Genomic DNA, 23574 nt, shown 5'->3' on the forward strand with positions numbered 1-23574 from the left:
GTTAACTAGGATTGAGAAAAACTTGGTAAAAGTGTGTTTTCAATCCAGTCAACTACTGCCAATATTTAGTTTGTATCCTAAAACAGACTCATATTTCAAGATAGAATTGGAGGTGGAAATTTAACATGAAAAATCTACCAATTATTGCATTAGACTTTGAGTCTACAGACAAAGTCAATGACTTTTTAAATCAATTTAACGAGCCATTATTTGTAAAAGTAGGTATGGAATTATTTTATCAAAGTGGACCACAGTTTATTCGCGATATTAAAGCACGAGGCCATGATATTTTTTTAGACTTAAAATTGCATGATATACCGCATACCGTTAATAAAGCGATGCAAGGTTTAGCCAAGCTTGATGTAGACTTAGTTAACGTGCATGCAGCAGGTGGAACACTTATGATGCAAGAAGCAATGAAAGGGTTACGCGTGTTTAATCAAAACACTAAACTAATTGCTGTTACACAGCTAACTTCTACAACTGAAGCGATGCTACATCAAGAGCAAAATATTCAAACATCAATTGAAGAGGCCGTATTAAACTATGCACAGCTTACACAACAAGCTGGCTTAGATGGTGTGGTATGCTCACCGCTAGAAGCCAGATTACTTACAGAACATTTAGGTGCTGACTTCTTAAAAGTGACACCAGGGATTCGACCAAAAGGCGTAACAGCGGACGACCAACAGCGTATTACAACACCAGAAGACGCTAAGCAGTTAGGCTCAACTCATATTGTTGTGGGTAGACCAATTACACAAAGTGAACACCCAGTTGAAAGTTATCATTCTATAAAAGAAAGTTGGTTAAGTTAAATGGCAAAAGAGATTGCAAAAGCTTTATTACAAATTGAAGCAGTTTCATTATCACCTGATGCGTTATTTACTTGGAGTTCAGGTATTAAATCTCCGATATATTGTGATAATCGAGTAACGTTAGGTTTTCCAAAAGTACGTCGTCAAATTAGAGATGGATTAGTTAATTTAATTCAAGCGCATTTTGAAGAGGTTGAGGTTATTTCTGGTACAGCTACAGCAGGTATTCCACATGCTGCATATATTTCAGAAACAATGAATCTACCAATGAATTATGTGCGCTCTAAAAGTAAAAGTCATGGTAAACAAAATCAAATTGAAGGTGCTGCAAGCAAAGGGAAAAAGGTTGTTGTTGTTGAAGATTTAATCTCTACAGGTGGTTCTTCTATCAATGCCGTACAAGCATTGGAAGAGGCTGGTGCAGAAGTATTAGGTGTTGTTGCTATATTTACTTATGGCTTAGCTAAAGCAGATGAAATGTTTGAGGAACAAAAATTGCCGTTTTACACGTTGAGCCACTACAACGAGTTAATTCAGGTTGCACGTGAAATGGGTGCAATTAAGGAAGAAGATATCAAAACATTAGTTGATTGGCGCGATAATTTAGCATAATATAGTGTATAAAAGGAGGGGACAATAATGTCTAATGATAGTAACCAAGGCAATGATTTTTATCATCAGCTTAAGCATGTAAATGAATTTTTACAAAGACCAGAAGACTTTAACTCTCCGATTGCACAAAATGTTGAAGAATATGAACGACGCTCGTCACAAAGTCAAGACATACACCAAGAAATTGATGTTTTTGTACGTCCAAGTGATATATTTAAAGAAGCCAAAGCTAATTTAAGAGAAAAGGGTCATATATAATTAAACAAATGCATGTCACATAAGCAGGTAAGTGCGCGTTTATGTGACATGCATTTTTAATAAAAGTGATTAAGTTATCGAATAAAGAATTTGACACATAACCATCCTAGAAACAAAACGATAAAAAAGGCTAATAGCGAAATAATTCCAATTGACATTAATAAGACTCCCTTCATTTAGAATTGATTTTTACCTTTTTATATAAAAATCAACATCTAGTCAACATCTAGAGTTACGTAATTTAATAAAGCATAAGTTTAATTTATTTATGACTTGTATATATATTAAAATAAGAGCAAAGAAAAATAAACTTAAAGGTGGACAAGATAAATGGAAATCCCTAAAATTACGACATTTCTTATGTATAATAATCAAGCAGAAGAAGCAATAAATTTATATACGTCATTATTTGATGATAGCGAGATTATAACGATGGTTAAATATGATGAAGATGGTCCAGGAGAACCTGGAACAGTTCAACATTCCATCTTTACATTAAATGGTCAAGTTTTTATGGCTATTGATGCAAACAGTGGCCAAGAACTTCCAATGAACCCAGCGATATCACTATATGTTACAGTAAAAGACAACGCCGAAATGGAACGGCTATACAATGGACTAAAAAAAGAAGGCGCAATCCTCATGCCTAAAACAGAAATGCCGCCATATAAACAATTTGCTTGGGTTCAAGACAAGTATGGCGTTAGCTTTCAGCTCGCACAGGAGCCTCCAACAAAAAGAAACTTAAGCTAGTTTTGCACGTGTTGTAAGTTTATGGGAGCGGGACAGAATTCATAATGAATTTGTAGTCCCGACCCGGCAAGATTGACTAGGATTGAAAAAAGCTTGGTATAAGCGTATTTTCAATCCAGTCAACTACTGCCAATATAGAACTCAGAGCCAAAAATATATTTATGTTCCAGACTCGCAACTACTGATGTTAAGATTGTTTCATGCTTTGAATTTTATCGTAATCAGGCGTAGCATATAATGTTTTTTGATTGTCGTAAGTTACAAATCCAGGTTTAGCGCCTGAAGGTTTATGCACGTTTTTTATTTCTGTATAGTCTACAGGGATTTGGCCAGATAGTCCCGCCTTTGAAAAGTAACCCGCTAACATTGCCGCTTCTTTAATCGTCGTTTCACTTGGATGCGCATTTAAAATCACAACATGAGAACCTGGAATATCTTTTGTATGAAACCATAAATGTGATTTATGCGCTTTTTTATTAGTTAAGTAATCATTTTGTTTATTATTTTTGCCGACAAGAATAGTATCTCCATCCGTGGATAAATATGTTTGTAAACGTATGGCTGTCTGCTTTTTCTTATAGCGTTGTCTGCGTTGTTTCATAAAGCCTTGTTCAGCTAGTTCATCACGAATTTCATCAATTTCATCAACAGTAATATGTTGTAGCTGTTGCTCTATTGTTTCAAAATAAGCAATATTTTCTTTCGTTAGTTGAATTTGATGTTTTAACTCATGTTCGCGTGTCTTCATACGCTGATATTGCTTATAATAATATTGTGCATTTACAGAAGGGGATTTAGTTGGATTTAATGGTATTGTGACGTCGTTTCCTGTGTAATAATTGAGTGCAGTTACCGTTTTATCACCTTGTTTAATTCGATAAATATTTGCTGTAATAAGCTCTCCGAATAATCGTTGTGTTTCTTTATCTTTAGCTCCCTCATATTCTGAAATTAATTTAGATAACTTATGTTCATTTTTGTTTAATTGCTGTTGCACAAAACGCACTAAATCATTTGCACGTTGCTTTACTCTATCACGTTCACCTCTGGCATCAAAGTAACGATCTAATAATTCATGCAAAGATGCATATTCAGATACATCATCTGAAAATTGTAACAACGGCATAAAGTAAAAATCTTCTTTACCAGTTTCATGATTTTTATGGAAAATAGGCTGTGGTTGATTATATGTTTGTTGCATGACTTCATCATAGGCTAATGGTAACGTTTCGTTAGTCATAAATTGACGTCGCTGTACGATTTCATTACTAATTAATGGACTAAAACCTTCAAAGGTATTAAGTAATTGTTTGGCAATTTTTCCTGCATTAAAATCAATATATTTTAACGTTTGTTGTCCAGTAATCTCAAAAGGATTAAGCTTATGCTGAGTTGGTGGTGCTTCATATTTAAAGCCTGGCATAACAGTACGATATTGGTTTGTATTTGGTGTTAAATGTTTTAAGCCTTCTAGTATTTTTCCATCATGGTCTGTCAAGATAAGATTACTGTGTTTACCCATGATTTCTAAGATAATAGTGCGGTAGATGGTATCGCCAATTTCATCTTTACTTTCAACGTCAATTTCAACACGACGATCGTTGCCAATTTGGCGAATTGCTTTGATAATACCACCTTCTAAATGTTTACGGAATACCCTTGCAAACATTGGTGGATTAAATGGATTGTCATACTTTTTATATGTTAATTGTAATCTTGAAAAGCTAGAATGAATCGACATGAGTAATTGATGATTTTGTCGCTGTTGTCGAATTACTAATATGACGGTATCATTTTCAGGTTGATTCACTTTATGAATACGTCCGGACACTAAAAATTGTAATGCTTCTACCATTTTCTTTGTAAATAATCCATCAAATGCCATGATTTTTTGCCACCTTCATCTTAATTCATTCATCATATTTTAACATGATAGACGACTATCGTCATGAAAGAAGTTTAATTAAGATATGCTATACAATTTTAATGACAATGTGATATCATATTAAAATAATAGAAGAATAGCATAGAAAGGTCGTAGGGCATGGATAATGAAAAAGGATTACTCATAGTTCTTTCCGGACCATCGGGCGTAGGAAAAGGAACTGTACGTAAGCAAATATTTGATGATCCAACCACATCATATAAGTACTCTATATCTATGACAACACGTGATAAACGTGATGGAGAAATCGATGGCGTAGATTATTTTTTTAAGACGAAAGAAGAATTTGAAACATTAATACAACAAGATCAGTTTATCGAATATGCTGAATACGTTGGTAATTACTATGGCACACCTGTTCAATATGTCAAAGATACGATGGAAGCTGGACATGATGTTTTCTTAGAGATTGAAGTTGAAGGTGCTAAGCAAGTAAGGAAGAAATTCCCGGACGCACTTTTTATATTTTTAGCGCCACCAAGTTTAGAACATCTAAGAGAAAGATTAGTAGGTCGTGGTACAGAATCCGATGAAAAGATTCAAAAACGTGTAAGTGAGGCACGTAAAGAAGTAGAAATGATGAATTTGTATGATTACGTTGTAGTCAATGATAAAGTTAATTTGGCTAAACAGCGAATCCAGTCGATTGTTGAAGCAGAGCATTTGAAGAGAGAGCGTATTGAAGCAAAATATAGAAAAATGATATTGGAGGCCAAAAAATAATGTTAAACCCACCGTTAAATCAATTAACAGCTAAAATTAATTCTAAATATCTGATTGCCACTACGGCAGCTAAACGTGCACGAGAATTAGATGAAAAAGCGAATACGGCATTGCTTGCAAATTATCATTCAGCTAAACCTGTTGGCAAAGCGCTTGAAGAAATTGCAAGTGGTAAAATCGTACCAGAAATTCCTGCAGAATATCGCGGATAATCCTTTTAATTCATAATCATATTGATGTCATACAAATAGCACACCTTTAAATACAATGCAGTCAATGAGACTACAACTTAGGCATTGGTTAAAAGGTGTGTTTTATCTTTTTAGCACTAGTTAAGCTGACAATTATTGCTGTGTTATCTTTTTTTCATCTTACATACATTTGTGTATAATGAAGATAAATAAGGATGGCTAAGTAGATTAAAGAGGAGTTCAAACAATGAAGCATATATTATTAGCGGTTACAGGGGGCATTGCGGCATATAAAGCAATTGATTTAACAAGCAAATTAACACAAGCTGGCTATGAAGTGAAAGTCATGTTAACTGAACATGCACAACAATTTGTTACACCACTGGCGTTTCAAGCAATTAGTAGACATCATGTATATACAAACACGTTTATTGAAGCGCACCCTGAAGAGATTCAACATGTAGCATTAGGAGATTGGGCAGATGTTATTGTTGTGGCACCGGCAACAGCAAATACGATTGCTAAGTTAAGTGCTGGTATTGCAGATGATATGGTGACATCAACATTGCTGGCAACAAAGACGCCAAAATTTATCGCACCAGCGATGAATGTACATATGTATGAGAATCCACGCACGCTTCACAATATAAGCATTTTAGAAGACGATGGGTATCACTTTATTCAACCTGGTGATGGATTTTTAGCTTGTGGTTATGTTGCTAAAGGTCGTATGGAAGAACCACTGGAAATTTTAAACGTAATTAATCGTTATTTTGATCAGCAAGAACATCTAGAACAAAGTACGTTTAAAGGTAAACACGCATTAGTAACAGCTGGTCCTACAGTTGAAGTTATAGATCCAGTGCGTTTTGTATCAAATCGGTCATCTGGCAAGATGGGTTATGCACTTGCACAAGCCTTAAAGCAACGCGGTGCAATAGTGACATTAGTCACTGGACCAACACAACTAGACGACCCACAAGGCATTGAAGTTGTGCATATTCAAAGTGCTGAAGAAATGTTTGAAGAAGTGACAGCACGTTATCAGACCCAGGATATTGTATTCAAGGCAGCAGCAGTATCAGACTATACGCCTAAAGAGGTTCAACCCCATAAGGTGAAGAAGCAAGATGGTGAGTTATCCGTTGTCTTTAAACGCACCCCGGATATTTTAAAATATTTAGGTGAGCATAAAGCACATCAATATTTAGTGGGATTTGCTGCTGAAACGCAAGATATCGAGCGTTATGCACAAGAAAAATTAACACGTAAAAATGCAGATGTAATTATTTCTAATAATGTTGGTGATACATCGATTGGTTTTAGTTCGGATGATAACGAGTTAACAATGCATTTTAAAAATCATTTACAAATTGATATAAGTAAAGGGAAAAAAATAGACGTAGCCCAACGAATTTTAGATGAATTAGAAACTAGGTGGCATTAATGATAGCAAAGGTTATTGTTGATATACCGTCAAAGAGTGTTGATTTCACATTTGACTATGTCATACCCAAACGATTAGCTGCATTTGTTCAAGTAGGTGTTAGAGTTGTTGTGCCATTTGGACCAAGAACAGTGCAAGGGTATGTTATGGATATACAATCACATCCAGATCAAGATATCGATGAAACTAAGCTTAAGGAAATCAAAGAAGTACAAGATATTCAACCAGAATTAACTTCGGAATTAATACAATTAAGTGCATGGATGAGTAATTATCATGTTACCAAAAGAATTTCGGTGCTTGAAGCAATGTTGCCAAGTGCCATAAAAGCGAAATATCAAAAAGCATTTGAACTTGTGAAAGAACAAGAAGTTGCTGAAAGTTTACGCGTAAAATTTAATAAAGAAGGTCATTACTTATATAAGGATGCACAAAAAAACAATGATTTAGCTGAATTGGTGCAGTTGTTGAATAATGGTGACATACGAGAGGTTACATTATTATCACAAAAATTAAAGAAAAAAACACAGCGTGCGGTAAAAATTATCCAAGGATACCATCCAGACGAAGTATTAGCGAAGTTGGAAAAATATATAAAACAATATGATTTGTATGCATATTTATTAGATGAGCAGCAACATATTGTCTTTTTAAAAGAAATCAACGATATGGGATTTTCAAATTCGAGTCTCGATGCACTAATTAAAAAGGGATACGTTGAAAAATATGATGCAGAAATTGATAGAGATCCATTTGCAGATCGCGTGTTTGAACAAGAAGTTAAACAAAAACTCACTATAGAACAGCAACATGCGTTTGACACTGTGAAAACAACGCTCGATGGCGACGAAGCCCGTACCTTTTTATTACATGGCGTCACTGGTTCAGGAAAAACCGAAATCTACTTACAAACTATTGAAGCAGTTTTAAATAAAGGTAAACAAGCTATGATGCTCGTGCCAGAGATTGCCTTAACGCCGCAAATGGTGTTACGTTTTAAACGACGTTTTGGTGATGATGTAGCTGTCTTACATTCAGGTTTATCGACAGGAGAAAAGTATGATGAATGGCAAAAAATTCGAGATGGACGTGCTCGAGTAAGTGTGGGTGCACGCTCAAGTATTTTTGCCCCTTTTAAAGAACTCGGATTAATTATCATCGATGAAGAACATGAATCTACCTATAAACAAGAAGACTATCCACGGTATCATGCACGTGAGATCGCTCAATGGAGAAGTCAATACCATAACTGTCCAATTATTTTAGGCAGTGCAACACCATGTTTGGAATCATTTGCACGTGCTGAAAAAGGGGTTTACACGTTGCTTTCATTACCACATAGAGTCAATCAGCAAGCGCTTCCTAATATTGATATTATCGATATGCGAGAAGAATTGTCACGTGGCAATCGTTCTATGTTTTCAAATGATTTGAGAGATGCAATGAATGCACGATTAAAGAAAAAAGAGCAAATTGTGTTGTTTTTAAATCGCAGAGGATACGCTTCATTTATGTTGTGTAGAGATTGTGGTCATGTACCTCAGTGTCCTAATTGTGATATTTCATTAACCTATCATAAAACCACTGACCAGTTGAAATGCCATTATTGTGGTTATGAAGAAACGCCTTCTAATCAATGTCCTAATTGTGAAAGCGAACACATTAGACAAATGGGAACAGGTACTCAGAGAGTTGAAGAACTGTTGCAGCAAGAATTTCCGGATGCACGTATCATACGAATGGATGTTGATACGACATCACGTAAAGGTGCACACGAAAAACTGCTAAGCGATTTTGAACAAGGAAAAGGCGACATTTTATTAGGTACGCAGATGATTGCCAAAGGCTTAGACTATCCTAACATTACTTTAGTTGGTGTTTTAAATGCTGATACTATGCTTAATTTACCTGATTTTAGAGCGAGTGAACGAACATATCAAATATTAACACAAGTTGCAGGCCGTGCTGGTCGCCATGAAAAAGAAGGTCAAGTTATCATTCAAACCTATAATCCAGAGCATTATGCAATTCAAGATGTTAAACAAAATAATTATTTAACATTTTATCAACGAGAAATGACTTATCGAAAATTAGGTAAATACCCACCATATTATTTTTTAATTAACTTCACTATTTCACATAAAGAGATGAAAAAAGTAATGGAGGCTTCTAAGCATATTCATCATATTTTATTGCAACATCTCACCTCAAAATCATATGTGTTAGGCCCTTCTCCAGCAGCATTATCTCGAATAAATAATGAATATCGTTTTCAAATTTTAGTTAAATACAAACGAGAACCAGAACTATTAACAGCTTTACAATATTTAGATGACTACTATCATGAACAATATATAAAAGATAAACTCTCATTGAAAATAGATATCGATCCACAAGTCATGATGTAATGACATTTTAAGAATATTAAATTATAAAACAGAAGTAACCTGACAGTCTGTGACATCATTGATGTTTTAAGTTATGAACTAAATATTGACAGTAGTTGATTGGATTGAAAATACACTTATATCAAGCTTTTTTTCAATCCTAGTCAACTTTTCCAGGGCGGGACTACGAATTCATAATGAATTCTGTCCTGCTCGCTTGTTTTAAGTGGAACAATAATCAACGCATTTAAGAAATAATTCATTTCAGGTTAAAGACATATGTTAAAATGGATGGTGTTATTTGAACAGCGGTCGCAATTTCTTGTTAGATAAGTTATAATGATATGATGAATTTTAAAGAGGAGTCTATACATGACAGTTAAACCATTAATCAAATCGACGCATCCTTTATTAAAAAGGAAAGCACAAAGAGTGACTGAGTTTGATAAATCATTAACACAACTATTGTTAGATATTGAAGACACGTTATATCAACAAGAAGCTTCAGCTTTATGCGCTTCTCAAATAGGGATAGATAAGCAAGTGGCTATCGTTGATATGGAAATGGAAGGTTTATTACAACTTATCAATCCTACTATTATAAAAGCTTCTGACGAACAGGTCATTGATCTTGAAGGCTCTATTAGTTTACCCGGCATTTATGGTGAAGTAGCACGTAGTCAGATGATTGTGGTTCAAAGTTATGATGTACAGGGAAATACTCTAGAATTAACGGCTTATGATGATGTGGCACGCATGATGCAACATATTATTGACCAAATGAATGGCATAGCATTTACAAATAAAGCACAAAAAATTTTAACTGACAAAGAAGTGGAGGCGTATTTTGATAATGAGTAAAGTCATATTTATGGGCACACCAGATTTTTCAACGACAATATTAGAAATGTTAATCAAGGAACATGAAGTGATTGCCATTGTTACTCAGCCTGATCGTCCAGTAGGTAGAAAACGTGTACTGACACCACCACCTGTAAAAAAAGTGGCGCTCGAACATGATATTGCAGTTTATCAACCAGAAAAGCTAAAAGGTTCTGAAGAGTTGGAAGCATTATTACAGTTGGATAGTGATTTAATTGTCACTGCAGCTTTTGGTCAGTTATTGCCAGAAGTATTACTCGAAAAACCTAAATATGGTGCAATCAATGTTCATGCCTCCTTATTACCTAAATATCGAGGAGGCGCACCAATCCATCAAGCCATTATTGATGGTGAAACAGAAACGGGTATAACCATTATGTACATGGTGAAAAAGCTTGATGCTGGTAATATCATTGCGCAACAAGCTATTGGTATTACTGAAGATGATAACGTTGGTACTATGCATGATAAATTAAGCATTTTAGGTGCAGATTTATTACAAAAAACATTGCCGGACATTTTAGAAGGAAAGAATCAGAGTATTCCTCAAGATGATTCTAAGGCAACATTTGCTTCAAATATTAGTCGAGCCGACGAACGTGTTGATTGGCAGCGCAACGCTCAAGAGATTCATAACCATATTAGAGGACTTGCACCATGGCCGGTTGCATATACTACAATGGATGATAAAAATATGAAAATTTTTGCTGCACATATCATTAAAAATAAAGCTGGGGAACCAGGAACAATCATTGCAACAACAAAGCAAGCAATCATTGTTGGTACGCAATCAGATGATGCTATTGCAATAACGGATATGCAGTTGGCTGGTAAAAAACGTATGCCCGTTTCAAATTACTTAAGTGGTGTTCAAACCTCTTTAGTTGGGAAGAAATTAATATGACACAATCTGTAAGACGCCATGCACTAGATAGTATCCATGCGATATTGAATGAAGGGGCTTATAGTAACTTAGAAATCAATGATGTGCTTAGCTCTCAAGACTTGTCAGCTGTTGATAAAGGGTTATACACTGAACTTGTATACGGAACAATTAAACGAAAATTCACACTAGACTATTACTTGAGACCTTTTGTACAAACGAAAATTAAAGGCTGGGTGCGACAATTACTATGGATGAGCATCTATCAATATGTTTATTTAGATAAAGTACCTAATCATGCGATTATCAATGAAGCTGTTGAAATAGCTAAACATAGAGGTGGGCCACACAACGGTAATATTGTTAATGCTATTTTACGTCAGATAATGCGTAGTGATTTACCTAATGTGGATGATATAACTGATGAAAAGAAGCGAATGTCAATTGCATATAGCTTGCCTAAATGGATTGTTGATCATTGGGTAACTCATTATGGCCTAGCTCAAACGCATCGTATAGGCCAAGCATTGCTCACACCCACAGAGACGACTGTTAGGGCTAATATTGTTAAAGCGTCAATAAATGATATTATTGATGCATTAGAACAAGACGGGTACACGGTTACAAAGGATTCTGATATATTAAGTTGCTTGCATATACAAGGACGCCCCGTTATTGAGGCACGTGCATTTAAAGAAGGTTTAATATCCATACAAGATAAAAGTTCTATGTTTGTAGCACAATTGGCAAATTTACAAGCACATGATAAAGTGTTAGATGCTTGTAGTGCGCCTGGTGGTAAAGCATGTCACATGGCAGAAATTTTAGCTCCAACAGGGAGCGTCGATGCTACAGATATCCATGCACATAAAATTAATTTAATAAAATATAATATCAAAAAATTAGGCTTAAACAACGTACATGCATTTCAACATGATGCAACTCAACCATATACAGAGATGTATGATAAAATCTTGGTGGATGCACCATGTAGTGGTTTAGGAGTGCTGAGACATAAGCCAGAAATTAAATATACGCAATCCAAAGAAGGCACACAAGCACTAGTAGACTTGCAATTAAACATTTTAAATAATGTAAAACATCATTTAAAACCTGGTGGGACAATTATTTATTCAACTTGTACTATTGAACAATTAGAAAATGAAAATGTAATTTATAGTTTTTTAAAGGAAAATAAAGATTTCGAATTTGAGCCAATGATACACCCACAAACAGGTGAGCAAATCAAAACCCTTCAAATTTTGCCACAAGATTTTAATTCAGATGGCTTCTTTATCACGAAGATAAAAAGAAAGGAAAGTTAAGCATGATAACCACTCAAAAAAAGAAGAAGAATAAGTTTTTACCTGATTTTGATAAGCAATCGATTTATTCGTTGCGTTTTGATGAAATGCAACAATGGCTAGTTGAGCAGGGGCAACAAAAATTTAGAGCGAAACAAATCTATGAATGGTTATATCAAAAGCGGGTTAATTCTTTTGAAGAAATGACTAACTTATCCAAAGATTTGCGTAAACTACTGGCAGATCATTTTGTTATGACGACATTAACGACAGTGGTTAAACAAGAAAGTAAAGATGGCACTATTAAATTTCTATTTGAACTGCAAGATGGTTATACAATAGAAACCGTATTAATGCGTCATGATTATGGCAACTCTGTATGCGTAACAACACAAGTGGGCTGCCGCATTGGGTGTACATTCTGTGCGTCTACTTTAGGTGGCTTAAAACGTAATTTAGAGGCTGGAGAAATAGTGTCACAAGTACTTACGGTACAAAAAGCGCTCGATGCAACAGAGGAACGAGTATCACAAATTGTAATTATGGGCATTGGTGAACCATTCGAAAACTACGATGAAATGATGGACTTTTTACGAATAGTTAATGATGATAATAGTCTAAACATTGGTGCACGTCACATTACGGTATCTACCTCTGGAATTGTGCCGCGCATTTATGACTTTGCAGATGAAGAAATTCAAATTAACTTTGCTGTAAGCTTGCATGCTGCGAAAGATGATGTACGCTCTAAATTAATGCCAATCAATCGCGCTTATAATGTTGATAAATTAATGGAAGCCATTCGTTATTATCAACAAAAAACAAACCGACGTATTACATTTGAGTACGGCTTATTTGGTGGCGTCAATGATCAACTTGAACATGCACGAGAATTAGCACATCTAATTAAAAATCTAAACTGTCATGTTAATTTAATCCCAGTCAATCATGTTCCAGAGCGAAATTATGTAAAAACATCAAAAGATGATATCTTTAAGTTTGAAAAAGAATTAAAAAGATTGGGTGTAAATGCTACAATAAGACGAGAACAAGGTTCAGATATTGATGCTGCATGTGGTCAATTAAGAGCAAAGGAACGACAAGTAGAAACGAGGTAAGAGACAATGCTAAACGCACAATTTTTCACTAATACAGGTCAACATAGAGATAAAAATGAAGATGCTGGTGGTATATTTTTAAATAAAACGCATCAGCAATTGTTAGTATTATGTGATGGTATGGGTGGTCACCAAGCGGGTGAAATAGCGAGTCAGTTTGTAACAAATGAACTTCAAGCGCGTTTTGAACAAGAAAATTTGATTGAAGAGTCTCAAGCTGAAACGTGGTTGCGTACAACATTAAAACAAATTAATCTCGAATTATATTATTATGCACAAGAAGACCCAGGATATAGAGGCATGGGGACGACATGTGTCTGTGCCTTGATTTTTGAGAAAAAAGTCGTTATTGCTAACATTGGAGATTCAAGAGCATATGTCGTCAATTCAAGAGAGATAGAACAGCTTACACAGGATCATTCATTTGTTAATCATCTAGTGATGACAGGTCAAATTACTGAAGAAGAAGCATTTCATCATCCGCAAAAAAATATTATTACACGTGTAATGGGAACAGATAAACATGTGACACCTGATATTTATTTTAAGCGAATCAATTACTATAATTATTTATTATTATGCTCTGATGGATTGACAGATTATATAAGAAATGACGTAATCAAGGATGCGCTTTTAGAAGAGTTAACTATAGAACAGTTAGGAAATAAGCTCATACAATTAGCACTTGATTATCAATCTAGAGACAACATAAGTGTAATTCTTGCAGCTATAGAAGGTGACAAAGTATGATCGGAAAAATAATTAGTGATCGTTATAAAGTGATTGATAAGCTTGGTGGCGGCGGAATGAGTATGGTTTACTTGGCTGAAGATATGATTCTTGAACGTCAAGTAGCGATTAAGGCAATTTCTATTCCACCAAACGAAAAGGAAGAAACTCTTCGCCGTTTCGAGCGTGAAGTGAATAACTCGACGCAACTTTTCAGTGAAAATATCGTCAATGTTTATGATGTTGATGAAGAAGACGATTGTTTCTATTTAATTATGGAATATATTGATGGACCAACGTTATCTGAATATATACATACACACGGGCCACTTAACATTGATACTGCAATTCAGTTCACGCAACAAATATTGAATGGAATTCAGGAAGCGCATCATAAAAGAATTGTTCATCGTGATATTAAACCCCAAAATATTTTAATCGATAAAAATAAAACACTAAAAATATTTGATTTTGGGATTGCAAAAGCGCTAAGTGAGACATCATTAACTCAAACAAATCACGTATTAGGTACCGTGCAATATTTATCACCAGAACAAGCAAAAGGTGAGCCAACAGATGAATCAACCGATATATATTCGATTGGCATCGTATTGTATGAAATGTTAGTTGGTGAGCCACCTTTTAATGGAGAAACGGCAGTTAGTATTGCAATTAAACATATCCAAGATGCAATTCCGAACGTTACAGATATTAGACAAGATGTACCTCAAGCACTTAGCAATGTTATCTTAAAAGCGACGGAAAAAGATGTAAGCGATCGTTATATTAATATACAAGCTATGATGGATGATTTGAGTAGTGCACTTATCGATAGCCGTGCAAATGAGGATAAATATCAACACGAAGAAGAAACTGTAAAAACATTGGCTATCGATAAAAATGATATTAAAAGTAAAATGAAAGAATCTGACAATAAAGGTAAAATTGCGCAAACAATGCAAATACCTATTGTAAATCAACGACAATTTCAATCAGCAGAGGAGCATGTTTTTGTTCCTCAAAAGAAAAAATCGTCAAAAGGGAAAAAATTTTTAATTGCTTTAATCATAATATTATTAATTGCTAGTTTAGCTGGTTTTATCGCATGGGGTGTCTTTGGAGATAAATATGAAGAAACACCAGATTTAAGTGGTAAAACGGAAAAAGAAGCAGAACAATTACTCAAAGAGAAACATTTGAAGTTAGGCAATATATCTAGAAGTTATAGTGATAAGTATGCGGAAAATCAAATCATTAACTCTAAGCCAGAAGCAGGTTCACGTATCAATCAAGGTGATGCAGTAGATATTGTGTTATCAAAAGGTCCTGAAAAGGTCACAATGCCTTATGTTGTTGGAATGACAAAGGCAAAAGCCCAAGAAAAATTAAAGTCATTAGGTTTGAATCATATCTCTATCAAAAAAGATTACAGTCGCACAGTGGCTAAAGGATTGATAGCAAAACAAAATCTACCAGCTGACAGCAAGGTTAGGCTTAATGATCATCATATTGAACTAATTGAATCCCTAGGTGTTAGACAAGTATTTGTTAAAGATTATGAGGGCAAAGCCTATTCAACTGCGAAAAAAGAATTAGAAGAAGATGGTTTAAAAGTTAAAGTAACTACAGAAGCAAGTGATAGTGTCAAAAAAGGAAACGTCATTTCACAATCACCAAAAGATAAAGAAGTAGATGAAGGTTCGACGATTCAATTGAAAGTTTCAAAAGGCGAAGATACAGATTCAGACGAGGATAAAAATGATGAAGATGGTGATTCAGATGATGTTAAAACCCATTCTGAAACAGTAGATATTCCATACTCTGGAAAAGATGATGAAAGCCAAACAGTAGATATTTACATTCGTGATGAGGACCATAAAGCGTCAGAAGTTGCACGAAGTTTTAAAATTAAAGATGATAAAACCACTACGATTTCTTTGAAAATAAAAAAAGGAACAACGGCAGGCTATACAGTGCGTGTTGACAATAAAATTGTATTGGATAAAGATGTGGATTATTAATTTCATTAAGTGTTGAGTCACCATTATATGATTACCGGATAAACAAAGATAATGTTAACTTTGTTTATCCGTTTTTTTAATGTCTAGACAACAAAATATTATATAATAAGTGAATTACAGATATATTAATATGGTGCATTTTGATATAATAACCTCGTATCATAAAAATTGAGAGGTGTCAGTTTGAAAACAGGACGCATCGTTAAATTAATAAGTGGCGTGTATCAAGTAGATGTCAATGGTGATCGGTTTAATACTAAGCCACGCGGATTATTTAGAAAAAATAAATTTTCACCAGTGGTTGGAGATATTGTAGATTTTGAAGTACAAAATAACACGGAAGGTTATATTCAGCATGTTCGAGAGCGTAAAAATGCTTTAAAACGTCCGCCAGTTAGCAATATTGATGGTTTAGTTATCGTGATGAGTGCCGTAGAACCGGAATTTTCAACACAATTGTTAGACCGTTTTATCGTTATTGCACATTCTTATCAACTTCATCCATCTATTTTAGTAACAAAAAGAGATTTAGCAAATTCTCAACAAATTAAAGATATTGAAGAAGTATTAAACATATATAAACAAATAGGTTATATGACTCAATTTGTTGGTATAGATGATGATAAAGCAACAATGATGCAACAATGGCCATCAGGATTAATCGTATTGAGTGGTCAGTCTGGCGTTGGAAAAACGACGTTTATCAATCACTATCGCCCCGATTTACAATTAACCACAAATCATATCTCAAAATCTTTAAATCGCGGTAAACATACAACACGACATGTTGAATTATTTGATCGTAATCAAGGATATATTGCCGATACACCAGGATTTAGTGCTTTAGATTTTAATCATATTGAGAAAGATGAAATCAAACATTATTTTGTAGAATTTAATCAGTATGGTGAACATTGTAAGTTTAGAAATTGTAATCACATTAATGAGCCCCAATGCCAAGTAAAAGCTGCACTATCAGAAGGCAAAATTGCACAATTTAGATATGATCATTATTTACAACTTTATAATGAAATTGCAGACAGAAAGGTAAGATACTAGTGAAAAAATTATATCCATCGTTATTATCAGCTGATTTCAGCCAATTAAATCAAGAACTTCACAAACTAGAACAAGCAGGCGTTGATGGTCTTCACTTTGACGTGATGGATGGTCAATTTGTGCCTAATATTTCGGTTGGGTTTCCAGTATTAGAGGCTGTGAGACGTGAGACTAATTTACCAATTGACGTACATCTGATGATTGCGCAACCTGAACGTTATATAGAACAATTTGCTCAAGCTGGGGCCGATTTTATTTCTGTTCATGTTGAAGCAACGCCACATATTCATCGTGCACTTGAACTCATTAAGTTACAAAATATTAAAGCAGGTGTTGTAATTAACCCAGGTACACCAGTAGAACTGATAAAACCGGTGTTAAGTATTGTTGACTATGTCTTAGTGATGACAGTAAACCCGGGATTTGGTGGACAACAATTCATTCAAAGTTGTGTTACAAAAGTTCAACAATTGGCAGAACTTAAAGCAATCAATTCCTATGATTTTGATATTGAAGTCGATGGTGGCATTAATGATCAAACAATTAAACTGTGTGCTGAAGCTGGTGCATCAATGTTTGTCGCTGGTTCTTACTTCTTTAAACATCATGACTATGCAGTTGTAACTCAAGATTTGAAAGGTTGAGACGTCATGAAAATCAATTTGCTTTGTGCGGATAGACATTTACCTGTAGGTGTATTAGAACAGTATCGTAATGAAGCGTGGGCAGGTATTGACCGTGGTGCGCTTATATTGGTCGAACATGGAATAAACCCAGTTTATTCGGTTGGAGATTTTGATTCAGTTAGCGAGCATGAGCGACAACAATTAATTGAAAAATTAGATATTCATCCTGTTAAAGCAGAGAAAGATGATACGGATTTAGCTTTGGGAGTGGAGCAAGCTGTAGCATATGGCTATACGGATATTTTTATCTATGGCGCTACGGGTGGACGTTTAGATCATTTTATGGGAGCACTTCAGATATTACTAAAAAAACATTATCGTCGCCACGGAATTACTATTAAAATGGTTGATGCCCAAAATGTCATTCAATTGTTGGAAATGGGACGACACAAATTAGTTAAAGATGAACATTTCCCGTATATTTCATTTATACCTGTCAACGGTGAAGTCGTACTTTCATTAGAAGGCTTTAAATACAATTTAGAACGACGACAATTAGAAATTGGTTCGACTTTAACAATTTCAAATGAAATTAATCATCCATATGCATGGATCGACATACATCAAGGACAAGTATTGCAAATAAGAAGTCGCGATAATGATTAACATAAGAGTAAACATAAAAGTAAACATAAAAGGAGCACATCGGCTTAAAACGATGTGCTCCTTTATGACTAGATAATCAAACTAGTGAATTAACATGGTCACCACATATGATCATGTTAATGTGTGCATTATATTTATTAAACTCTAGTAACTTTACCAGATTTTAAAGCACGTGCAGAAACCCAAACTTTTTTAGGTTTTCCGTCTACAAGGATTCTAACTTTTTGAAGGTTAGCGTTCCATCTGCGTTTGTTCGCATTTAAAGCGTGTGAACGATGATTACCTGTTGATGCTTTACGACCAGTTACGTAACATTGTTTACCCATCAAAGTACCTCCTTTAATAAATATAAATACACTTAGATACTTATATACTTGAATAAGATACCATAATCACACTATATAAGCAAGAAAATTTCGTTTGATTTTCATTATTATCTATCGTTTACAAATTTTTGTGATATAATTGTTAGCTGTGGAGTTATATAGTATGATACTTTTAAAGATAAGTTAAAGTATAGTGAATGTGAGGACATAGCTAAAGCAAATAGCAAAGTTCCAAAATGAATAAGTAAATAAGATGAATCGGTCAGAGTTTGTCGACCAAGTTAAATTCAAGTTGAAAGAGATGTAATGGCTTGTCATAAGACAATGTTTAGCCATCATCTCAGCATGCGTCATTTTATATTTAACCAATAATCAGGAGGACTTTAAGATGACATTAGAAATTTCAAACGAATATGGCAAAATTGATATTTCAAATGAAGTAATAGCATCTGTGGTCGGTAGTAAAGCCGTAGAAAGTTATGGAATTGTAGGCATGGCTTCCAGACAGCAAGTGCGCGATGGAATTGCTGAAATATTAGGTCATGAAAATTACGCTAAAGGCATTGTAGTTCATGAAAACAATGGTATTTTAGATGTTGATATGTATATCATTGTTAGCTATGGTGTGAAAATTTCTGAAGTAGCTAATAATGTTCAATCTACAGTGAAATATACATTAGAGCAAGCACTTAATGTAAAGGTAAATTCAATTAATATATTTGTACAAGGTGTACGAGTGAATACTAAGGGCAAGAAGGTTTAGGAGGACAATCATAATGATTAGCGAAATAAATGGTAAATTATTTGCCGATATGATTATACAAGGGGCACAAAATTTATCTAATAATGCAGATTTGGTAGATTCATTAAACGTTTATCCTGTACCCGATGGTGATACAGGCACAAATATGAATCTGACGATAACGTCTGGAAGAGAAGAAGTTGAAAATAATCTTTCTCAAAATATTGGAGAATTGGGCAAAACGTTTTCTAAAGGTTTATTGATGGGTGCACGAGGAAACTCAGGCGTTATTTTGTCTCAATTATTCAGAGGTTTTTGTAAAAATATCGAAGATGCTAAAGTCATAGATGCACAACAATTTGCAGCTAGTTTTCAAGCGGGGGTAGATACAGCTTATAAAGCAGTGATGAAGCCGGTTGAAGGGACAATTTTAACTGTAGCTAAAGATGCTGCTAAGGGTGCTGTAGCAAAAGCGGAAGAGACTAGTGATATTATTGAAATTATGACACATACAATTGAAGAAGCTAAAAAATCATTGGATAACACTCCTAATTTATTAGCAGTACTAAAAGAGGTTGGTGTTGTTGACAGCGGTGGCAAAGGTTTACTATGTGTTTATGAAGGCTTTTTAAAAGGACTTAAAGGTGAGCAAGTTGAAGCTCAGGCACCTAAATTAGATACAGAAACATTTGTCAATGAGGAACATGATTTCCATGGTGTAATTAATACAGAAGATATTATTTATGGTTACTGCACAGAAATGATGGTGCGCTTTGGCAAAGACAAAAAGCCGTTCGATGAACAAGAATTTAGAAGTGATATGAGTAAATTCGGCGATTCGTTACTTGTCATTAACGATGATGAAATTGTAAAAGTTCATGTACATACCGAAACGCCAGGTGACGTTTTTAACTATGGACAACAGTATGGTGAATTAATCAAGCTAAAAGTAGAGAACATGCGTGAGCAACATCGAGAAGTAATTCGCAAAGAAGCTAGTGGGAATCAAAAGAAACAAGATAAGCACGAAACAGTTGAAACAGCAATTATTACTATTTCTATGGGTGAAGGCATTTCAGAATTATTTAAATCGATGGGTGCAACACACATTATTAGCGGTGGACAAACGATGAATCCATCAACAGAAGATATTGTTAAAGTAATCGAACAGTCACAATGTAAACGTGCTATTATTTTGCCAAATAATAAAAATATTCTAATGGCTAGTGAACAAGCAGCAAGTATCGTTGATGCTGAGGCAATCGTAATTCCAACCAAATCCATTCCTCAAGGCATCGCAGCTTTATTCCAATATGATGAAGGCTCGTCATTAGAAGATAATAAGGCGCACATGGAAACGGCACTTGAAACTATTCAGTCTGGTTCATTAACGTTTGCAGTTCGAGACACTAAAATTGATGGTGTTGAAATTAAAAAAGATGAATTTATGGGCTTAGCAGAAGATAAGATTGTGATTAGTGATGCCGATGAATTTGCTGCATTACAAGGCTTATTAAAGCAATTGCTAACAGATGATAGCGAAATTTTAACGGTTATAACTGGGAAAGATGCAACACAAGCCGTAACAGATGAACTTTCGGAATGGCTTGAGGAAAGTTATCCAGACTTAGAGGTTGAACTCCATGATGGTGGTCAACCAATATACAACTATTTATTATCAGTTGAGTAGTCTGTAACCATCTGTTCTCAATTGCAGATATGTGAAGATAATTTATTAGTGAACGGTTGACAATTTAAATGATATATAGTGAGATTTGTATTATTTGTACGATGTGTATCCATAAGTCAACTCATATGATGAGAGTGTTACAGAATTTTTATCTGTGCGCTCTCTTTCTATTTTAAAACATAAGATGGTAACATAAGTGTAGTGAATAATATGAAAAATAAACGAATCGAATATAAATAAAGCTTGTCATAATTTAGATATAATAAGGTGATTGATATGACTAAGGTAAATTTAATAGAGAGCCCGTATCCATTGTCTCATATAAAAGGACTAGGCCCTAAACGTATAGCAATATTAAATGAACTAAATATATATTCAGTTGGTGACTTAGTGTTGTATTTACCTACACGCTATGAAGACAATACAGTAGTTGATTTATCGATGGCTGAAGATCAAACGATGGTAACAGTTGAGGGTGAAGTTTATTCAATGCCAACCGTTGCATTTTTTGGACGTAATAAATCAAAATTAACGATACATTTAATGATTAACAATATTGCTGTTAAATGTGTGTTTTTCAATCAACCTTATTTAAAAAATAAAATCGCCTTAAATCAACGAGTTACGGTTAAAGGGAAATGGAATCGTGCTAAGCAAGAAATAAATGGTAACCGTATGTTCTTTAATCAGTCTAACAGTAAACAGGACAAACTCGAACCCATTTATCGTATTAAAGATGGGATTAAACAAAAAAATATGCGAGATATGATACGTGAAGCACTTCGTGATGTGACAATTCATGAATGGCTTTCTGAGGATCTAAAAGCAAAATATAAGCTAGAATCTCTCGAATCAACAATTAAAATTTTACACCACCCAAAAGATAAGGCTGCGTTATTGCGTGCAAGACGTACATATGCCTTTACGGAATTGTTCATGTTTGAGTTGCGCATGCAGTGGTTGAACCGATTAGAAAAGGCCGCAGATAATGCAATAGAAATTAATTATGATTTAAGGCAAGTTAAAGACTTTATAGATGTGTTGCCTTTTGATTTAACAGATGCACAAAAACAAAGTGTGAATGAAATATTTAGAGATTTAAAAGCACCTATTCGAATGCATCGTTTATTGCAAGGTGATGTAGGATCAGGAAAGACAGTAGTTGCTGCGATTTGTATGTATGCATTAAAAACAGCTGGATATCAGTCTGCACTTATGGTGCCAACGGAAATTTTAGCTGAGCAACATGCAGAAAGCTTAGTTAAACTTTTTGGTGAACGTATGAATGTTGCACTGTTAACTGGTTCGGTTAAAGGTAAGAAACGTCAGCTGTTATTAGAGCAATTAGCACAAGGTACGATTGACTGTGTAATTGGTACACACGCTCTGATTCAAGAAGATGTTCAGTTTAATAACATAGGATTAGTAATCACTGATGAACAACACCGTTTTGGTGTTAATCAACGACAATTACTGAGAGAAAAAGGTGCAATGACTAATGTCTTATTTATGACTGCAACACCTATTCCAAGAACATTAGCTATATCTGTTTTTGGAGAGATGGACGTATCCTCTATTAAACAGTTGCCTAAAGGACGAAAGCCTATTAAAACAAGCTGGGCGAAACACGAGCAATACGAACAAGTATTACATCAAATGACTTCAGAGTTACAAAAAGGTCGCCAAGCTTATGTGATTTGTCCGTTGATTGAGAGTTCTGAACATCTCGAAGATGTGCAAAATGTTGTCGCTATTTATGAATCGCTGCAGCACTATTATGGAGCTAAACGTGTCGGACTATTACACGGGAAATTATCAACAGAAGATAAAGACGACGTAATGAATCAATTTAGTTGTCATCAAATAGATATACTAGTATCAACAACCGTCGTTGAAGTAGGCGTGAATGTCCCAAATGCGACATTTATGATGATTTATGATGCCGATCGTTTTGGATTGTCGACATTACATCAATTGCGTGGTCGTGTGGGTCGTAGTGAACATCAAAGTTATTGCGTATTAATCGCTTCCCCAAAGACTGAAACTGGTATTGAACGCATGACGATAATGACACAGACGAACGATGGATTTGAGCTAAGTGAACGTGATTTAGAAATGCGAGGTCCAGGTGACTTTTTCGGTGTCAAACAAAGTGGTTTACCTGACTTCATGGTTGCCAATGTAGTTGAAGACTATCGCATGCTAGAAGTTGCCCGAGATGAGGCATCTGAATTAATACAATCCGGTGAATTTTTTACAGCAACATATCATCATTTACGCAGCTTTATAGAAGACCATTTGTTGCATACAAGTTTTGACTAATGACATATGCAAATTTTAAGCTCAACTTAGGTTATTTGTTGAGCTTTTTAAATATAAAATGTTATGATATGT

22 protein-coding genes are annotated in these 23574 nt (G+C 34.8%); 20 read left to right on the forward strand and 2 right to left on the reverse strand.

The window, feature by feature from the left end; translation table 11 throughout:
- The first annotated feature begins 125 nt into the window (after positions 1-125).
- The 4 genes from pyrF (at position 126) to HMPREF3267_RS01235 (ending at position 2441) form a co-directional block, all read left to right on the forward strand.
- Entirely contained in the window at positions 126-818 is a 693-nt protein-coding gene (pyrF, locus tag HMPREF3267_RS01220; protein WP_002459342.1) for an orotidine-5'-phosphate decarboxylase, read from the forward strand.
- Positions 819-1430, forward strand: a complete 612-nt coding sequence (gene pyrE / locus HMPREF3267_RS01225) for an orotate phosphoribosyltransferase (RefSeq protein ID WP_002459341.1) — start codon at positions 819-821, stop codon at positions 1428-1430.
- A gap of 27 nt (positions 1431-1457) precedes the next feature.
- Entirely contained in the window at positions 1458-1688 is a 231-nt protein-coding gene (locus tag HMPREF3267_RS01230) for a hypothetical protein (RefSeq protein WP_037545898.1), read from the forward strand.
- Positions 1689-2018: 330 nt separating this feature from the next.
- Entirely contained in the window at positions 2019-2441 is a 423-nt protein-coding gene (locus HMPREF3267_RS01235) for a VOC family protein (protein ID WP_037545897.1), read from the forward strand.
- Positions 2442-2628: 187 nt separating this feature from the next.
- On the opposite strand, the gene HMPREF3267_RS01240 is transcribed toward HMPREF3267_RS01235, so the two are convergent.
- Positions 2629-4326, reverse strand: coding sequence for an Rqc2 family fibronectin-binding protein (locus tag HMPREF3267_RS01240; RefSeq protein WP_062077520.1), 1698 nt, complete (start codon positions 4324-4326; stop codon positions 2629-2631).
- 159 nt (positions 4327-4485) lie between these two features.
- Between HMPREF3267_RS01240 and gmk the strand changes: the two genes are divergently transcribed.
- The 13 genes from gmk (at position 4486) to HMPREF3267_RS01305 (ending at position 18422) form a co-directional block, all read left to right on the forward strand.
- Positions 4486-5109, forward strand: a complete 624-nt coding sequence (gene gmk / locus HMPREF3267_RS01245) for a guanylate kinase (RefSeq protein WP_002459337.1) — start codon at positions 4486-4488, stop codon at positions 5107-5109.
- Positions 5109-5321 (forward strand): DNA-directed RNA polymerase subunit omega, encoded by a 213-nt coding sequence (gene rpoZ, locus HMPREF3267_RS01250; RefSeq protein WP_002459336.1) that lies wholly within the window; start codon positions 5109-5111, stop codon positions 5319-5321. The genes gmk and rpoZ overlap by 1 nt, the downstream gene beginning before the upstream one ends.
- Positions 5322-5547: 226 nt before the next feature.
- Positions 5548-6747, forward strand: coding sequence for a bifunctional phosphopantothenoylcysteine decarboxylase/phosphopantothenate--cysteine ligase CoaBC (coaBC, locus tag HMPREF3267_RS01255; RefSeq protein WP_062077522.1), 1200 nt, complete (start codon positions 5548-5550; stop codon positions 6745-6747).
- Entirely contained in the window at positions 6747-9155 is a 2409-nt protein-coding gene (gene priA / locus HMPREF3267_RS01260) for a primosomal protein N' (protein WP_002478314.1), read from the forward strand. Before coaBC ends, priA begins: the two co-directional genes overlap by 1 nt.
- A 351-nt stretch (positions 9156-9506) precedes the next feature.
- Complete coding sequence (locus HMPREF3267_RS01265) at positions 9507-9995, forward strand: peptide deformylase (RefSeq protein WP_037545894.1); 489 nt, start codon at positions 9507-9509, stop codon at positions 9993-9995.
- Positions 9988-10920, forward strand: a complete 933-nt coding sequence (gene fmt, locus HMPREF3267_RS01270) for a methionyl-tRNA formyltransferase (protein WP_002493087.1) — start codon at positions 9988-9990, stop codon at positions 10918-10920. The genes HMPREF3267_RS01265 and fmt overlap by 8 nt, the downstream gene beginning before the upstream one ends.
- Positions 10917-12224 carry a 16S rRNA (cytosine(967)-C(5))-methyltransferase RsmB gene (rsmB, locus tag HMPREF3267_RS01275; protein WP_062077524.1) on the forward strand — a complete coding sequence of 436 codons (1308 nt, stop codon included), beginning with the start codon at positions 10917-10919 and terminating at the stop codon, positions 12222-12224. The genes fmt and rsmB overlap by 4 nt, the downstream gene beginning before the upstream one ends.
- 2 nt (positions 12225-12226) lie before the next feature.
- Positions 12227-13321 carry a dual-specificity RNA methyltransferase RlmN gene (gene rlmN / locus HMPREF3267_RS01280; RefSeq protein ID WP_002459330.1) on the forward strand — a complete coding sequence of 365 codons (1095 nt, stop codon included), beginning with the start codon at positions 12227-12229 and terminating at the stop codon, positions 13319-13321.
- A 6-nt stretch (positions 13322-13327) separates the two neighbouring features.
- The gene (locus HMPREF3267_RS01285; RefSeq protein ID WP_062077526.1) at positions 13328-14071 is read left to right on the forward strand and encodes a Stp1/IreP family PP2C-type Ser/Thr phosphatase; all 744 of its coding nucleotides are present in this window, start codon (positions 13328-13330) and stop codon (positions 14069-14071) included.
- A complete protein-coding gene (gene pknB / locus HMPREF3267_RS01290; RefSeq protein ID WP_002459328.1) occupies positions 14068-16071 on the forward strand; it encodes a Stk1 family PASTA domain-containing Ser/Thr kinase in 2004 nt (667 codons plus the stop codon). The genes HMPREF3267_RS01285 and pknB overlap by 4 nt, the downstream gene beginning before the upstream one ends.
- A gap of 183 nt (positions 16072-16254) precedes the next feature.
- Positions 16255-17130, forward strand: a complete 876-nt coding sequence (gene rsgA / locus HMPREF3267_RS01295) for a ribosome small subunit-dependent GTPase A (protein WP_062077528.1) — start codon at positions 16255-16257, stop codon at positions 17128-17130.
- Entirely contained in the window at positions 17130-17774 is a 645-nt protein-coding gene (rpe, locus tag HMPREF3267_RS01300; protein ID WP_062077530.1) for a ribulose-phosphate 3-epimerase, read from the forward strand. Before rsgA ends, rpe begins: the two co-directional genes overlap by 1 nt.
- Before the next feature lie 6 nt (positions 17775-17780).
- The gene (locus HMPREF3267_RS01305) at positions 17781-18422 is read left to right on the forward strand and encodes a thiamine diphosphokinase (RefSeq protein ID WP_062077532.1); all 642 of its coding nucleotides are present in this window, start codon (positions 17781-17783) and stop codon (positions 18420-18422) included.
- Between the two features lie 137 nt (positions 18423-18559).
- On the opposite strand, the gene rpmB is transcribed toward HMPREF3267_RS01305, so the two are convergent.
- Positions 18560-18748, reverse strand: coding sequence for a 50S ribosomal protein L28 (gene rpmB, locus HMPREF3267_RS01310; protein ID WP_002459324.1), 189 nt, complete (start codon positions 18746-18748; stop codon positions 18560-18562).
- A gap of 388 nt (positions 18749-19136) precedes the next feature.
- Here rpmB and HMPREF3267_RS01315 point away from each other — a divergent pair, with 388 nt between their 5' ends.
- The 3 genes from HMPREF3267_RS01315 to recG all read left to right on the forward strand — a co-directional run bounded on the left by HMPREF3267_RS01315 (position 19137) and on the right by recG (position 23502).
- A complete protein-coding gene (locus HMPREF3267_RS01315) occupies positions 19137-19511 on the forward strand; it encodes an Asp23/Gls24 family envelope stress response protein (RefSeq protein ID WP_002459323.1) in 375 nt (124 codons plus the stop codon).
- A gap of 13 nt (positions 19512-19524) precedes the next feature.
- The gene (fakA, locus tag HMPREF3267_RS01320; protein WP_002478304.1) at positions 19525-21180 is read left to right on the forward strand and encodes a fatty acid kinase catalytic subunit FakA; all 1656 of its coding nucleotides are present in this window, start codon (positions 19525-19527) and stop codon (positions 21178-21180) included.
- Positions 21181-21456: 276 nt separating this feature from the next.
- Positions 21457-23502: an ATP-dependent DNA helicase RecG gene (gene recG / locus HMPREF3267_RS01325; protein WP_062077534.1), complete on the forward strand. Its 2046-nt coding sequence runs from the start codon at positions 21457-21459 to the stop codon at positions 23500-23502.
- Positions 23503-23574: the final 72 nt, after the last annotated feature.

Source organism: Staphylococcus sp. HMSC62D11 (assembly GCF_001839145.1).
Lineage (GTDB): Bacteria > Bacillota > Bacilli > Staphylococcales > Staphylococcaceae > Staphylococcus > Staphylococcus lugdunensis.